At 39.7% G+C, this 16,863-nt stretch carries 12 protein-coding genes; 7 read left to right on the top strand and 5 right to left on the bottom strand.

Features of this window, described 5'->3' with window-relative positions:
- Positions 1–212 precede the first annotated feature (212 nt).
- From AC07M3_RS10390 to AC07M3_RS10375, 4 genes are all read right to left on the bottom strand, one after another.
- Complete coding sequence (locus AC07M3_RS10390) at positions 213–2,267, bottom strand: bifunctional diguanylate cyclase/phosphodiesterase (RefSeq protein WP_199990076.1); 2,055 nt, start codon at positions 2,265–2,267, stop codon at positions 213–215.
- Between the two features lie 331 nt (positions 2,268–2,598).
- Positions 2,599–3,615: a ketol-acid reductoisomerase gene (ilvC, locus tag AC07M3_RS10385; RefSeq protein ID WP_004641176.1), complete on the bottom strand. Its 1,017-nt coding sequence runs from the start codon at positions 3,613–3,615 to the stop codon at positions 2,599–2,601.
- Between the two features lie 31 nt (positions 3,616–3,646).
- The gene (gene ilvN, locus AC07M3_RS10380; RefSeq protein WP_001215920.1) at positions 3,647–4,138 is read right to left on the bottom strand and encodes an acetolactate synthase small subunit; all 492 of its coding nucleotides are present in this window, start codon (positions 4,136–4,138) and stop codon (positions 3,647–3,649) included.
- Positions 4,138–5,862 carry an acetolactate synthase 3 large subunit gene (locus tag AC07M3_RS10375; protein WP_003654952.1) on the bottom strand — a complete coding sequence of 575 codons (1,725 nt, stop codon included), beginning with the start codon at positions 5,860–5,862 and terminating at the stop codon, positions 4,138–4,140. Before AC07M3_RS10375 ends, ilvN begins: the two co-directional genes overlap by 1 nt.
- Positions 5,863–6,365: 503 nt before the next feature.
- On the opposite strand from AC07M3_RS10375, the gene AC07M3_RS10370 reads away from it, so the two are divergent.
- The 7 genes from AC07M3_RS10370 (at position 6,366) to AC07M3_RS10340 (ending at position 15,920) form a co-directional block, all read left to right on the top strand.
- Positions 6,366–6,701: a DUF4124 domain-containing protein gene (locus tag AC07M3_RS10370; RefSeq protein ID WP_199990075.1), complete on the top strand. Its 336-nt coding sequence runs from the start codon at positions 6,366–6,368 to the stop codon at positions 6,699–6,701.
- Between the two features lie 187 nt (positions 6,702–6,888).
- Positions 6,889–9,513, top strand: a complete 2,625-nt coding sequence (gene leuS / locus AC07M3_RS10365) for a leucine--tRNA ligase (RefSeq protein WP_494567227.1) — start codon at positions 6,889–6,891, stop codon at positions 9,511–9,513.
- A gap of 27 nt (positions 9,514–9,540) precedes the next feature.
- Positions 9,541–10,050: an LPS-assembly lipoprotein LptE gene (locus tag AC07M3_RS10360; RefSeq protein ID WP_092707358.1), complete on the top strand. Its 510-nt coding sequence runs from the start codon at positions 9,541–9,543 to the stop codon at positions 10,048–10,050.
- Between the two features lie 18 nt (positions 10,051–10,068).
- The gene (gene holA / locus AC07M3_RS10355) at positions 10,069–11,058 is read left to right on the top strand and encodes a DNA polymerase III subunit delta (RefSeq protein ID WP_017391267.1); all 990 of its coding nucleotides are present in this window, start codon (positions 10,069–10,071) and stop codon (positions 11,056–11,058) included.
- Between the two features lie 107 nt (positions 11,059–11,165).
- Positions 11,166–12,506 (top strand): MacA family efflux pump subunit, encoded by a 1,341-nt coding sequence (locus AC07M3_RS10350; RefSeq protein ID WP_494567226.1) that lies wholly within the window; start codon positions 11,166–11,168, stop codon positions 12,504–12,506.
- Between the two features lie 2 nt (positions 12,507–12,508).
- Positions 12,509–14,503: a MacB family efflux pump subunit gene (locus tag AC07M3_RS10345; RefSeq protein ID WP_494567225.1), complete on the top strand. Its 1,995-nt coding sequence runs from the start codon at positions 12,509–12,511 to the stop codon at positions 14,501–14,503.
- A 22-nt stretch (positions 14,504–14,525) separates the two neighbouring features.
- On the top strand, positions 14,526–15,920 hold the full coding sequence (locus AC07M3_RS10340) for an efflux transporter outer membrane subunit (protein WP_494567271.1): 1,395 nt from the start codon (positions 14,526–14,528) through the stop codon (positions 15,918–15,920).
- Positions 15,921–15,989: 69 nt separating this feature from the next.
- On the opposite strand, the gene AC07M3_RS10335 is transcribed toward AC07M3_RS10340, so the two are convergent.
- Positions 15,990–16,793, bottom strand: a complete 804-nt coding sequence (locus tag AC07M3_RS10335; RefSeq protein WP_003654938.1) for an enoyl-ACP reductase FabI — start codon at positions 16,791–16,793, stop codon at positions 15,990–15,992.
- Positions 16,794–16,863 lie beyond the last annotated feature (70 nt).

The following is a 16,863-nucleotide window of genomic DNA, read 5'->3' as shown; positions in this document are numbered from 1 at the left end:
AAGTATATGCCTCTTCTGAACCTCAACAAGACTTGATCGATGAACTCGTCTTGTAGCTCAAGCGTGAAAAAGATAGACTGAGATAGGAAAACTGTCAATAGCCAAATTTCTTTAAGTTATTAAAATTATTTAATTTTTTAACTAGCCTAAAATATGTTTTTAGATATTGTATAAATATGAACTTTTAAAAAATTTATTTACTTCTAAAATGACTAAGCAGAATGAGCACCTTGAGACTCAATGAGCTGATCGACCTGAACTGGCATTCCCAATAAATAACCTTGGAATTGCTGACATCCTAAACGGGTTAAAATCTCAACCTGTTGCTGAGTTTCCACCCCTTCTGCCGTTACGGTTAAACCTAACTTTTTCGCTAAATGAATAATACTTTCTAGAATAACTTCTTCTTTTGAACCCGGTTTTAAGTCAACAATAAAGCCTCGGTCAATTTTCAATTCATCTACGGGTAAATCTTTTAAATACAAGAAGCTCGAATGCCCTGTTCCAAAATCATCAATGGCAACACGAATCCCCATGTCACGTAATCGCTCACAAGCTCGGATACTCAAGTCTATATGCCGCATTGCAGTTGATTCAGTAATCTCAACAATTAAGTGATGAGGTTGAATTTGATATTTTTTTAATAATGCTTCGAGTGTACTAAATAGCTTTTTATTTTCAAATTGTAGTGCCGATAAGTTCACAGCGACTGGATAAAATGGCGTGTTACTCCGCTCCCACTCCTGAATTTGCAGGCAAGCTTGCTCAAGCGCCCAATATCCCATTGGAATGATCAAACCCGTTTTTTCCGCACCTTCAATGAACATATGCGGAGTAAGTATTCCTAAAGCTGGGTGATTCCAACGGATTAATGCCTCAACCCCACAAACTTCAAGATTGGTATTAAATTTTGGTTGGTAATATAAGATGAACTGTTTTTCTTCTACAGCTTTATAAAGATCATTGATCAGTTTCGACTGACTTCTGGTTTCTTGTTGATGGGTTGAGTAACTAAAGATGGTATACGTATTTCGGCCTTGTTCCTTAGACATGAGCATGGCGGCATCAGCATTCATGAGTAAGTCCTGAACATTCTGTCCATGCTCAGGAAAGAGTGCCACACCCAAACTTGCAGAAATATTAATTTCCTTGCCAGAAATTTGATAGCTTTCCTGAATCAGTTGTAAAACCTTCTCGGCTAAAACAACCGCTTCGTCTGCATTTGTATTTTCTGCAATAAGCAAAAACTCATCACCACCAATTCTAAGCAGCTTACATTTTTCATTGAGTTGCCAATGCAAACGGTTCGCCATTTGAATGAGTAATTGATCACCGATATGATGCCCAAAAGCATCGTTGACCGATTTAAATCGATCTAAATCAATATATAAAAAAGCAATTTTCTGGTCTTTATAGCGATGATCTGAAAGCAATACTTCTGCATAATCAACTAAGTAAAGACGGTTTGGCAGTTTAGTTAAATTGTCTTGTATAGAAAGATTAGCTAATTCTTTATTTGCCTTACGCAACTCTAAATTTTGTTGAGTAAGCCGCTGTTCCAACATCGCGACAATAAAACTTGCGACCAGTACCAAACATGTGACCAAGATAATCGTAAATAATAATAGGTCATGTTCAGCCTGATATTGGCTAATAAATTTATCAGTAATATTCGTCGCAATGAGCGCCGTATAGTGCATTCCCATAATACTTAAGGTCATCATAACCGAAAAGGCAATTTTTAAAGTTAAGCGATGGCGTTCGGTATCTTTTAATTTATAAGCTAATAAAAATGCCAGCCCTGAACCGCTCATCGCAATTAATACAGAAAATAATAGCAAGAAAGAGGTGTAATCTTTTTTATAGATATTAATATTCCAGCCCAACATACTAATGTAATATGAAGCTGAAATTCCGATTCCCATAATAATAGAACTTAAAATGAGCCGGAATAAAGGTAGCGTAAAACGTGAAGTCAACCACATGGCAATGCACGATAGCAATGCACTAATGGCAAATGAAACGGTAATTAAAGGAATATTCGAGTTGACTGTTTCAAACAGATGATAAGCTTGTATACCAATAATATGAACAATGCTAATTGCTGATGCCAGCAATAATCCATTGATAAATAAAATTAAAAACTCAAATTTTTTATAGACTTGCTTGAATATTAATTGCTCCATGGAAATCACGAGATAGCAAATGAGGCCAGCTGCAATAAAAGAGCCGACGATCAATGTGCTATCGTAATCAACATGACCCATAATGGACTTCCATGATTATTCAATACTTTTTTTTATTTTGTTCAACTCATTGCCCAAAATACAATTAAACATGTTAAAGAAATTTTAGTAAATTTGACTTATTCAGTCAGTTATAAACAATAACATTATCTATCTTTTGGTCAAGTATTTTTTACTTTATAAATCAATAGACTAAATAAAAAATAAGCAGCCAATTATATGAAAAATATAGAATTTATTTAATCCAGCCAAGTTGACTCAATGGCTCTTTTTCATCTGCAAATAAAAACAGTATAAAAGAAGAACCCTGCTTAATGCAGGGTTCTTTTAAAGCTTTTTTAGAAAAAGAAAATTAGTTCTTTTCTTTGTCTACGATTTTGTTTGCTTGAATCCATGGCATCATTGAACGTAACTTATTACCAGTTACTTCAATACCATGCGCAGCATTTTGACGACGACGAGCAGTCATAGATGGGTAGTTTAATGCACCCTCTTGAATGAACATCTTCGCGTATTCGCCAGATTGAATACGTTTCAATGCATTACGCATTGCTTCACGAGACTGTTCGTTAATTACTTCAGTACCAGTTACATATTCACCATACTCAGCATTGTTAGATACTGAATAGTTCATGTCAGCGATACCGCCTTCGAACATCAAGTCAACGATCAATTTAAGTTCGTGTAAACATTCGAAGTAAGCCATTTCTGGTGCATAACCAGCTTCAACTAAAGTTTCGAAGCCCATTTTCACGAGTTCAACCGCACCACCACAAAGAACTGCTTGCTCACCGAACAAATCAGTTTCAGTTTCTTCACGGAATGAAGTTTCGATAATACCAGTACGGCCGCCACCTACACCTGAAGCATAAGAAAGAGCAACGTTACGTGCATTACCAGAAGCATCTTGGTGAATTGCGATTAAGTCAGGAACACCTGAACCACGTTGGTATTCTGAACGAACTGTGTGACCAGGTGCTTTCGGAGCAACCATGATTACGTCTAAGTCTTTACGTGGAACAACTTGGTTATAAAGAATTGAGAAACCATGAGCAAATGCTAAAGTTGCGCCTTCTTTGATGTTTGGCTCAATCACGTCACGGTAAAGTTGTGATTGGAATTCATCTGGAGTCAAAATCATTACGAGGTCAGCTTGCTTAACAGCAGCAGGAACTTCTGCAACTTTAAGACCAGCATTTTCAGCTTTCTTCCAAGAAGCTGAATCTGCACGTAAACCTACAGTTACGTCTACGCCTGAGTCTTTAAGGTTAAGTGCATGAGCATGACCTTGAGAGCCGTAACCAACAATCGCTACTTTCTTGCCTTGGATGATTGATAAGTCACAGTCTTTATCGTAAAAAATTTGCATTTGTGTTCTCCGCTAAAATACTTTTAAAAAATTAAATGGCTAATACTTTTTCGCCACGGGCGATACCAGATACACCTGAACGAACGACTTCTAGAATAGTGTTTTCTGCAAGCGCATCGATAAAACCATCTAATTTTTCAGTTGTCCCTGCTATTTGAATGGTATAGGTAGTTGGTGTCACGTCTACAATTTGCGCACGGAAAATATCCGCTGTTCGCTTAATTTCAGCACGTGAAGCACCTAAAGCTTTTACTTTAATCAACATCAGTTCACGCTCAATGTGTGAACCTTCTGATAAATCTACTACTTTTACAACTTCAACAAGTTTGTTGAGCTGCTTTGTAATCTGTTCAATCTTATGGTCATCGCCATAAGTAGTTAACGTCAGACGTGATAAAGTTGGGTCTTCGGTTGGAGCTACATTCAACGTTTCAATGTTGTAGTTACGTTGACTGAATAAACCCACCAAACGAGAAAGCGCACCAGCTTCGTTTTCAACGAGTACAGAAATAATATGTCTCATTATGTACGCTCCCCTTTACCTAACCACATATCCTTCATTGACTGACCTGCGATCAGCATTGGATAAACATGTTCTGTACGATCAACCATGACATTAATGAATACACATTTATCATTAATTGCCATTGCCTCAGCAAGCTTCGACTCTAGTTCATCAGCATGATCAATTTGGATACCAACATGACCATAGGCTTCCATTAACTTGCCAAAATCAGGTAATGATTCAACATATGAGCTTGAGTGACGGCCTTCATAGTTCATATCTTGCCACTGTTTAACCATACCTAAAGCACGGTTATTCAAGCACAAGATCTTCACATTCATACCGTATTGCTTACAAGTTGAAAGCTCTTGAATACACATCTGAATTGAAGCTTCACCGGTAATACAAACGACTTGTTGATCTGGGAAAGCTAACTTGGCTGCCATTGCATAAGGTAAACCTACGCCCATGGTGCCCAATCCGCCTGAGTTAATCCATTGACGTGGACGTTTGTACTTGTAATACAACGCACCAAACATTTGGTGTTGACCCACATCCGAAGTAATGATGGCATCACCATTAGTCGCTTTATATAAAGCTTCAACAACTTGCTGTGGCTTCATTGTGCCATCAGCCAGTGTTTCATACTTCAAGCCATGAACTTTACGCCATTCATTAATTTGATCCCACCATGCAGCAATTGCTTCAGGATTTGGCTTTGACACATTCAATTGTTTCAATTGCGTCAACATTTCCTGAAGTACAGGCTCAACTGCCCCTACAATCGGAATATGCGCCATGATCGTTTTTGAAATGCTCGCCGGATCAATATCAATATGAATAACTTTGGCATTCACACAGAATTTTGCAGGGTTATTGGTTACTCGGTCATCAAAACGTGCACCAATTGCAAGAATGACATCAGCATTATGCATCGCCATGTTTGCTTCATAAGTACCGTGCATACCCAACATGCCCACAAACTGTGGATCATCGCCAGGGAAGCCACCAAGACCCATAAGTGTATTTGTCACTGGGTAGCCCAACAAATGAGCCAACTCAGTCAATAATGCAGATGCATTACCTTGAACAACACCGCCACCAGTATAAATTACAGGGCGTTTAGCACTTAAAAGCTCATCAATCGCTTTGCGAATTTGACCAGAATGACCACGTGAAGGCGGCTGATAAGAACGCATCTTCACTTTTTCAGGATATTCGTACGCAAATTTTTCTGCAGGATTTGTCGCATCTTTCGGAATATCGACTACAACTGGGCCAGGACGGCCACTTGATGCAATATAAAATGCTTTTTTGATGATTGCAGGAATTTCACTTGCGTGACGAACTTGGAAGCTGTGTTTCACGATAGGACGTGAAATACCCACCATATCCGTTTCCTGGAAAGCGTCTTCACCAATAAGATGTGATGCAACCTGGCCAGACAAAATCACCATTGGGATTGAGTCCATATAAGCTGTTGCAATTGGAGTCACAGTATTAGTTGCGCCAGGTCCAGAAGTGACCAGTACTACGCCAGTCTTACCTGTAGCACGCGAGTAAGCATCTGCCATATGACCAGCAGCTTGTTCATGACGTACGAGGTAATGATTAATTTTGTCTTGTTGAAATAGCGCATCATAAATATGTAATACAGCGCCGCCTGGATAACCAAAAACATGTTCAACGCCTTCGTCCGCAAGAGCACGAACGAGCATTTCACCACCAGATAAAAGTTCCAACGTGATTCACCCTAAAATCTTTATCACTATTTATGGAAGGCACAAATAGTGTTTCATTCATTGAATTGTCTGCACTGTTATAGCACACATATTGTCTAGTTTTCGTTGCAATAGAAAAATTTCTGTTTTTCAGCCGTATAAGCTTTTTTAACATTAATAAAGCATGTCTGGATATACATACTTTAAGTAAAATCAATCTCTCGGCTAGAGAGAATGTCTATTACAAAACATGACGGTTATTCGAAGGGTGATCAAATAATCGCATATAAAACTAAAGGAAGCATTTTTGTTGTTTAATTCACTAAAGTCAAGATTAAAGAAAAGGTTTTTCCATAAAAATTTTTAGCTGCTTCTTTTTTAATCTAAAATTAAATCGTAAATTTGGTAGTTCCAATCCCTATTTATTAAAAATAATTATTCTTTTTTATATAAAACCATACATTGTAAATTGCTTATTTATAAACTTTATTTAAATATAGTCAGCTTTTTGGGGAAGATCTGATATGAATTTATCTTATTTAAAAACAAGCTTATATACAGCAGTAACAACAGTAATTTTAATTTGCTCAAGTCAAAGTCAGGCACAGCAATATTATAAATGGATGGATAAAAGTGGCTCTACACATTACACCACGACTCCGCCACCTAAGAGTGCAAAACATTTGAACAAAGTTTCAACTTACGGCAGCCAACCATCCGTAAAAAATTCGACACCCACCTCAGAACAACAATCTCAGGAAAAAACAGATAAAGTAGTGCAAGAAACAGCTAACGTAGTACCGGAAAAAGGTGTACCCGCTGTACCAGTTCCGCCCGCCCCATCCGCAGCAGCACGATAACCAAAATGAGAGTGGTGAATATTTTCACTACTCTTCTATTATTTAAAATAAAGAAGAATAGATTGAGAAATGTTTATTGCTCATATTAAAAGATAAAATCCTGATCTAAAAACTGACATTTCCCCTTATTTTGCGCTATGCTGTGCAGCAATCTTTCATTTCAATTTTCGTTGTATAGCTTACGTCTATGACTATTTCTCACATTGACCCCGAATATCAAGCAAACACGATTGAACCATCAGTTCAACAAGATTGGGAAAATCGTAAAGTCTTTAAAGTTGCCGACACTGTCGAAGGTAAACATCGCTACATCCTGTCAATGTTTCCTTACCCAAGCGGCAAGCTGCATATGGGGCATGTGCGTAACTATACAATTGGCGATGTTATTAGCCGTTTTTACCGTTTAAAAGGTGAAACTGTGCTACAACCTATGGGTTGGGATGCATTCGGTTTACCTGCTGAAAACGCAGCAATTGCCCATAAAGTTGCTCCGGCAAAATGGACATTTGAAAACATTGCCTACATGCGTGACCAATTAAAAAAATTAGGTCTATCTGTAGACTGGGATCGCGAATTCGCAACTTGTACACCAGAGTATTATCACTGGGAACAATGGTTATTTGTTCAGCTTTATAAAAAAGGCCTGATCTACCGTAAACTTTCAACAGTAAACTGGGATCCGGTTGACCAAACAGTTTTGGCAAACGAACAAGTTGAAAATGGTCGTGGCTGGCGCTCAGGTGCATTGGTTGAAAAACGCGATATTCCAATGTACTACTTCCGTATTACGGATTATGCACAAGAATTATTAGACGATCTTGACACCCTACAAGATGGCTGGCCTCAACAAGTGTTGACCATGCAACGTAACTGGATCGGTCGCTCTACTGGCATGGAAATTACGTTCCCATCTGCCAATACAGAAATTTATGCTGACGGTTTAACTGTTTATACAACTCGTGCCGACACTCTAATGGGTGTGACTTATGTGGCCGTTGCAGCAGAACACCCTCTTGCGCTTAAAGCTGCTGAAACTAACCCTGAATTGGCTGCATTTATTGAAGAATGCCGCATGGGTTCGGTTGCAGAAGCGGACTTGGCAACAGCCGAGAAAAAAGGCATGGCTACAGGCTTGTTTGTAAAACATCCTGTAACTGGTGAAGAGCTTCCTGTCTGGATCGCAAACTACGTATTAATGTCTTATGGTTCTGGCGCTGTTATGGCTGTGCCTGCACATGACGAACGTGATTTTGAGTTTGCAAACAAGTTTAATTTATCAATCAAGCAAGTGATTGATGCTAAAGGCGCTGACGATGCAGACTACTCTGCAACTGAGTGGCAAGAATGGTACGGTTCTAAAGAAGGTAAACTGGTTAACTCTGGCGAGTTTGACGGTTTAGAATTCCAAGCTGCTTTTGATGCATTCCTTGCAAAATTAGAACCACAAAATTTAGCAAATTCTAAAGTTCAATTCCGTTTACGTGACTGGGGTGTATCTCGTCAACGTTACTGGGGTTGTCCAATTCCAATGATTAACTGTGACACTTGTGGTCAAGTCACAGTGCCTGAAGATCAACTTCCTGTTGTATTACCAACTGACGTTGTACCAGATGGTTCAGGCAACCCTCTTAATAAAATGCCTGAATTCTATGAAACTAAATGTCCTTGTTGTGGCGGCGATGCACGTCGTGAAACAGATACTTTAGATACTTTCGTAGAGTCATCTTGGTACTATGCACGTTATGCTTCTCCAGACTTTACTGGTGGTATGGTTAAACCTGAAGCTGCTCAAAACTGGCTTCCTGTGAACCAATACATCGGTGGTGTTGAGCACGCAATTCTTCACTTACTTTATGCACGCTTCTTCCATAAATTAATGCGTGATGAAGGCGTTGTACAAGGTAATGAACCATTTACCAACTTGTTAACTCAAGGCATGGTGCTTGCAGACACGTTCTACCGTGAAGCCGAAAATGGTAAGAAAACTTGGTTTAACCCAGCTGATATTGAGTTAGAGCGCGATGAAAAAGGTCGTATTCTTTCTGCAAAATATTCAGGTGATGGTCAAGAAGTTGTCATCGGCGGACAAGAAAAAATGTCTAAGTCGAAAAACAACGGTATCGACCCGCAAGCGATTATTGATCAATACGGTGCAGATACTGCTCGTGTATTCATGATGTTTGCTGCACCACCAGATCAATCTTTAGAATGGTCTGATGCAGGTGTTGAAGGTGCAAACCGTTTCTTGAAACGTGTATGGCGTCTTGTAGCAGGCTTCCTTGAAAAAGGAAACTCAACTTCTACAATCGATACTGCAAACTTGTCTAAAGATGCTCAAGATTTACGTCGTAAAACACACGAAACCATTCAAAAGGTAAGTGATGATATTGAACGTCGTCATGCATTCAATACTGCTATTGCTGCTTTAATGGAGTTATTAAATGCGAGCAACAAGTTTGAAGCAAAAGATGACAACGACATTGCTGTAGAACGTGAAGCGATCACTACACTTTTAACTTTGCTCGAACCGTTTGCACCACATTTAAGCCAAACTTTATTGGCTCAATTTGGCACAGATGTTACAGCAGCAACGTTCCCTGAAGTGGATGCTTCTGCGTTAACACGTAATACGCAAACGATTGTTGTACAGGTTAACGGTAAACTTCGCGGTAAACTTGAAGTTTCTGTTGATATTTCTAAAGAAGATCTATTAGCTCAAGCTAAAGCTCTACCAGAAGTTCAACAATTCTTAACCGGACCAACAAAAAAAGAAATTGTGGTTCCAAATAAACTAGTTAACCTCGTGGTTTAATTAAAGTTATTAATGAGAGGATCAAGCATGCACTTAGCCAAACGTTTAGCCGCTGTTGTTTTAACCTTAGGCCTTAGTGCAGGCTTAGTCGGGTGTGGATTTCATTTAAAAGGAACCAACCCGACTGCGACTCCGCTTGTTTATAAAAAGTTAAGCCTTGAGTTACCAGCTAAAACTGATGATTTGGAAACGCAGTTAAAAGTGTATTTGGCTGCCAATGGTGTTCAATTCAGTAATGATAGTGATGCCTATGTACTTCGTGTTTTGGAATACACACCACGTCGTCAGCTTTTAAATGGAAAACTGACAGAAGTATTATTACGCCTAACCGTAACCTTCCAGATTGAAGATCGTCAGGGTAATAAAATTACTGAACCACGCTCATTAACTGCATCTCGTAGTTATCAATATGACTTGGCAACAGTCAACACTGAAAATCAGCAAGAAACTTACTTACAACATATTGTGATTGATGATATTGCACAGCAAATTACTCGTCAGATTTCAGCAAATCGTTTACCAAAAGCTCAGCCTTAATCTGTATTTTTGCCTGCAATGAAAATTGACTATTTACAAGCCTTAAAACGTACTCCGGAAGCTCGGGGTGCGTGGATTTTGCATGGGCAAGAGCCCTTATTAGAACAAAATTTATTAGATGCCTTTCGCAAAAGCTGGCAACAACAAGAAGTTGAAAGACAGCGCTATGATATTAGTAGCGTGAGCGACTGGAAAAATGTCTTTAACGCACTTAATAGCTTATCTTTATTTTCTCAACAGCTTGCTATTGAAGTACATGGCAATATAAAACCTGATGCAAATGGCTTAAAACAACTTAAAAGCTATATACAACATAATGAACATAACCTGTTATTAATTGTTTTACCCAAACAAGATAGTAGCAGCTTAAAATCTGCTTTTTTTCAAGTTGTTGAAGCAAATGGGGTTGTAGTTGCTCTAACGGCAAATTACCCACAAGACCGTCAACGTATTTTAAACGTAGAAGCAGAAAAGCTTGAGATCCAGCTCGACAATGATGCTTGGCAGTGGTTAATGCAACATCATGAGCACAACTTATTAGCTGCTAAAAACAGCTTGATGCGTGTACGGGATACCTTTCCAGACCAAAAACTGATTTTGATTGAGCATTTATATGCTTGTTTACAAGATCAATCACGCTATACCACCTATGATTTAAGTGATGCCTTATTAGAAGGCAACCTTGGCCAATCTATTAAGATTTTTCAATATTTAATTGCAGCAGGCGAACCAGATAGTCTGATTTTATGGACTTTAAGTAAAGAAATGCGCTTGTTGATGCAATTGTTTGAACAACCTCATAATGCCCTACAACTTGGTATATGGAAAACAAAGGTGGGTTTATATCAACAAGCTTTAAGAAGGCTAAATCCGCAACAGTTTCTAGGCTGGTCTACCCTTCTATTGCAAATTGATGCAGCAATTAAAGGAATGTCGAACGAAAATGCAGAACATTTAATGCAGCAAGCGATTGCTGAATTATGTGGAAAAACACTATTTATACAATAATTCGGCTGAATCATTTTTCTTCATTCCTGAAATATCATAAAAATTCACGTTTTATCCTCATTTCGCTTTTATACTAAATTAAATTTTAAACTTTTCGACCTCTCGCCATGCCAAAAATAAAGCCAATCAAACTTGTTATTATCATCGTCTGTATAGTCATTATTGCTGTATTAGCCTGGAAGTTTTTCAAGCCAAAACAGCAGCAGCCACAATATATTACTGCCGAGGTAACGCGCGGGGATATTGAAAATAATGTACTTGCAACGGGTACACTGGATGCAACCAAACTGATTAGTGTCGGTGCACAGGTATCTGGTCAGGTTAAAAAGATGTATGTACAACTAGGCGATCAGGTTAAGCAAGGTCAACTTATTGCGCAAATTGATTCAACCACACAAGAAAATAGTTTAAAAACCTCTGATGCGAATATTAAAAATTTAGAAGCACAGCGTCTTCAACAAGTTGCATCTTTGAATGAAAAGCAACTTGAATACCGCCGTCAGCAACAAATGTATGCGCAAGATGCAACACCACGCGCAGATCTAGAATCGGCAGAAGCAAGCTATAAAACAGCTCAAGCACAAATCAAAGCATTAGATGCGCAAATCGAATCTGCAAAAGTGACTAGATCTACGGCGCAAACCAATATTGGTTATACCCGTATTCTTGCTCCAACTGATGGTACGGTTGTCGCAATTGTGACCGAAGAAGGTCAAACGGTAAACGCAAACCAAAGTGCGCCAACAATTGTCAAAATTGCAAAATTACAAAATATGACGATTAAGGCGCAAGTCAGTGAAGCTGACATTATGAAAGTTGAGAAAGGCCAACAGGTTTATTTCACTACCTTAGGTGAAGACACTAAGCGTTACGCAACCTTACGTCAAATTGAGCCTGCTCCAGATTCAATTTCTAGCGAATCAACAAATACCACCAGTTCAACTACAAGCTCAGCCGTTTACTATAATGCCCTATTCGATGTGCCAAATACCGATGGCAAATTGCGTATTGATATGACTGCACAAGTTTATATTGTTTTAAACTCAGCTAAAAATGCCCTGCTCGTTCCTTCATCAGCACTTAGCTCTAAACAATTTTCAGGTCAAAGAAAATCAGGTCAATCATCTGATAAAGCAAGCTCAACACCTGAAGCTGCTAAAAAGCCTCAAGGAAATGGAGCTCGTTTAGAGCGTCTTAACCTAACTGCTGAGCAAAAACAGTTAATTGAACAAGGTAAATTAACTTTAAGTGTTGTACGCATATTACAAGCAGATGGCACAACTAAACCAACTCAAATTTTGGTTGGCATCAACAACCGGGTAAATGCACAAGTTCTTGCGGGCTTAAAACAAGGTGATCAAGTTGTGATTGCCGATAGTGCAGATACTTCTGCTGCATCAGCAAATAGTAGTAATAACCGTCGCCGTAGTGGCCCAATGGGAATGTAAGCATGACAAAACAAGCTTTGCTTGAAGTCAGCAATCTGGTCCGGGAATTCCCTGCTGGCGAAAGCACAATACAAATTTTAAAAGGGATTGACCTTACCATTTACGAAGGCGAACTGGTTGCCATTGTCGGCCAGTCTGGTTCAGGTAAGTCAACGCTCATGAACATTTTGGGCTGCTTAGACCGCCCTACTAGTGGTAGTTACAAAGTTAGTGGGCAAGAGACTGGTAAGTTAGAGCCAGATCAGCTCGCTCGATTACGCCGTGAATATTTTGGTTTTATTTTCCAGCGCTATCATTTACTAGGTGACTTATCTGCTGAGGGTAACGTTGAGGTTCCAGCAGTTTATGCAGGTGTTACCCCTTCTGAGCGTAAACAACGGGCAACAGCTCTACTTACCGAGTTAGGGTTAGGCACTAAAACACTTAATAGACCAAGTCAGCTTTCTGGTGGTCAGCAGCAACGTGTTTCTATTGCTCGTGCCCTAATGAATGGTGGTGATGTTATCCTTGCGGATGAACCAACAGGAGCACTCGACTCACATAGTGGCGTTGAAGTTATGCGTATTTTGCGTGAACTCAATGCTGCTGGTCACACTATTATTTTGGTGACACACGATATGCAAGTTGCAAAAAATGCGACTCGTATTATCGAGATTAGTGACGGAGAAATTATTAGTGACCGTTCTAATGTTCCAGATCAAGCAGCCGAACCAATCAAGTCTGATCCTGATGCCGCTCCTGCCTTACAAGGTAAACAGAAGAAAGGTAAAAGTATTTCCGCATGGCGTTCAACTTTAGACCGTTTATCTGAAGCCTTCCAAATGGCTTTACTGTCTATGAATGCCCATCGCATGCGCACTTTTTTAACCATGCTTGGGATCATTATTGGTATTGCCTCTGTTGTTACTGTTGTGGCTCTAGGTAAAGGTTCTCAACAACAAATTTTAAGCAATATTAGCAGTCTAGGAACCAATACGATTACCGTATTTCAGGGCCGTGGGTTTGGTGACAATTCTAAAACCGCGAGCTTTAAAACCTTGGTTCCTGCCGATGCTGATGCGTTAATGACTCAACCTTATGTGAGTGCAGTCAGTCCGATGGTCAGTACATCCAAGACTATGCGCTATCAACAGAATGAAGCAAACGCCACCATTAATGGTGTGAGTAATGATTATTTCGATGTAAAAGGTTTGGTCTTTAAAGATGGGCAAACTTTTGATCAACGTAGTGTGCGTGATCGCTCACAAGATGTGGTGATTGATACCAATACGCAAAAACAATTCTTTGGCGATGGTAGCAATCCAATTGGCCAAGTGGTGTTACTCGGTAGTGTACCTGCCCGTATTATTGGCGTTGTAGAACCGCAAACAAGCGGCATGGGCTCAGACGACACGTTAAACGTGTATATGCCTTATACAACTGTAATGAGCCGTATGCTAGGCCAGTCTAATGTCCGCAATATCGTGGTTCGTATTAATGACAAATATTCTACTACAGCCGCAGAAAATGCGATTGTAAACTTATTAACCCAGCGCCATGGTGCACAAGATATTTTCACTATGAACAGTGACAGTATCCGTCAAACCATTGAGAAAACAACCAGCACGATGACACTTCTGGTTTCAGCAATTGCTGTAATTTCACTGGTCGTTGGTGGTATTGGGGTAATGAATATTATGCTGGTTTCTGTGACTGAGCGTACTCAGGAAATTGGCGTACGTATGGCTGTAGGCGCACGTCAAAGTGATATTTTGCAGCAATTTCTTATTGAAGCAATTTTAGTCTGTTTAATTGGTGGTGTGCTTGGTGTCTTACTGTCACTTGGCCTTGGACAACTTATTAATAAATTTGCTGGCGGTAACTTTAGCGTGGCTTATTCAAGCACTTCTATTATTGCAGCATTTGTGTGTTCAACACTGATTGGTGTCGTTTTTGGTTTCTTACCAGCCAAGAATGCGGCAAAACTCGACCCAGTTGCAGCACTATCACGAGAATAAGGAAAATTGCATGTCTTTCTCTATGACTAAACTCAGCACAGCACTTCTCCTCACAAGCTCTCTTGTTGGATGTGCTGCTGTAGTAAAAACACCTTATGAAACACCTGCGGTACAAGTTCCGGGTAGTTTTCAGTATGACGCCACAAAAGCAAAAACCATATCTGCCGATCAATATTCTGACCGTTGGTGGACACTTTTTGGTGATGCACAGCTTAATCAACTCGTAAACAATGTATTAGAACGTAATAGTGACTTAGCTGTTGCAGGGATTACCTTAAAACAAGCACGTTTACAAGCTGACCTAACAGCAAATAAGCAAGGCTTACGTACAAGCTCTAGTGTTTCAACGGGACATTCTTTTGATTTGAACTCAGGAGATGACAGCGCTAAAGGTCTATCAATGAGTGCTGGCGTAAGCTATGAAATTGATTTGTTTGGTAAGCTTGCTCGCCAAACTGAAGCAAGCAAATGGGAAGCTTTAGCGACAGAACAAGATCTACAAGCCACTGGACAGAGTTTAATTGCAACCACGGCTAAATTATATTGGCAACTCGGTTATTTAAATGAACGTTATGCGACTGCTCAGCAGAGTCTAGCAACCTCACAAAAGCTTTATCAACTGGTACAGATTCAGTATAAAGCTGGTGCTGTTTCAGGAGTAGATCTTACTCAAGCAGAACAATCGGTACAAAGCCAAAAAGCGAGCTTAAGTCAGATTGAGCAACAACTGGTTGAAACACGTACTGCCATTGCTGTGCTCTTACATGAACCATTGCAACAATTAAACATTCAAGAGCCAAAGCGTTTACCTCGCAATGCACTACCAACAATTGGTGCAGGCTTACCTGCCGATATTTTATCGCGCCGTCCCGATTTACAAGCCTCTGAGCTTCGTTTGAAAAAGGCGCTCGCGACTAAAGATGCAACTAAGGCGAGCTACTATCCTTCGATTAGTTTAACCAGTAGTTTGGGCTCAAGCAGTACATCGTTGACAGAACTGTTACGTAACCCTGCCCTAACTTTAGGTGCAAGTTTAAGCTTACCGTTTTTGCAATATAACGATATGAAGAAAGATATTGCGATTAGCAATCTTGATTATGAAAAAGCGATTATTCAATATCGCCAGACCCTTTATCAGGCTTTTGCTGATGTAGAAAATGCTTTATCAAGTCGTACAGAACTCGACAAACAAGTAGCGTTACAAGAACGTAATGTTGAACTTGCAGAAAAGACCGAACGTTTAACTGAAGTTCGTTATCGTTATGGTGCTGTCGCATTAAAAACACTTCTTGATGCTCAGCAAACTAGACGTACTGCACGCTTAAGCCTTGTTGAAACTAAACAAAGCCAATACAACGCGTATGTCACCCTCATGCAAGCTTTAGGTGGTTCACCTGTAAAAGAACTTCCTCAATAACTTGCGCCCAGTAAAAAAGCCGTAGTCCTTCAACTACGGCTTTTTTTATGTCTGAATAAATTTTAAAACTTATTCATCATCCATCATAGATTGGCTCATACCTACAGTATTGAAACCAGCATCTACATATAGAATTTCACCAGTGATACCTGAAGCCCATGGTGAGCAAAGGAATAATGCTGCATTACCCACTTCGTCAATGGTTACATTACGCTTTAATGGCGCAACTTTTTCATTGGCATCTAACATTTTACGGAAAGATTTAATACCAGAAGCAGCCAATGTACGAATTGGACCCGCAGAAATCGCGTTTACACGAATACCGTCAACACCTAAGCTTGATGCCAAGTAACGAACACCAGCTTCTAAAGAAGCTTTTGCCATGCCCATAACGTTGTAGTTAGGCATAACGCGCTCAGAGCCTTGGTAAGTCAAAGTCAATAAACAGCCTTGGCGAGCTTGTAGTAATGGTTTTGCAGCACGTGCCATCGCAATAAAGCTGTATGCACTGATGTCATGAGCAACTTTAAAACCGTCACGATCAGTCACGTCAGTAAAATCACCATCAAGTGTATGTGCAGGAGCAAAGCCGATAGAGTGAACTACGCCATCTAGACCATCCCAATGTTTTGCAAGTTCTGCAAATGCATTGTCAATTTCGCTATCAACTGCAACATCACATGGGAACACAAGCTTAGAACCGAATTGCTCAGCAAATTCATCCACACGTTTTTTTAATTTTTCGTTTGGATAAGTAAACGCAAGCTCTGCACCTTCGCGGTGTAATGCTTGGGCAATACCAAAAGCAATTGATAATTTACTAGCAACGCCTGCAATCAAAAAGCGTTTACCTGCTAAAAGTCCTTGTGTCATGCCGATCTCACTCAAAACAATTTAAAGCATAATGCCAATATTCAACGGTTTTCGAAATTGCATAATGCAT

This window comes from Acinetobacter sp. GW821-FHT09D10 (assembly GCF_059416285.1).
This window is presented reverse-complemented; position numbering and strand designations above follow the sequence as displayed.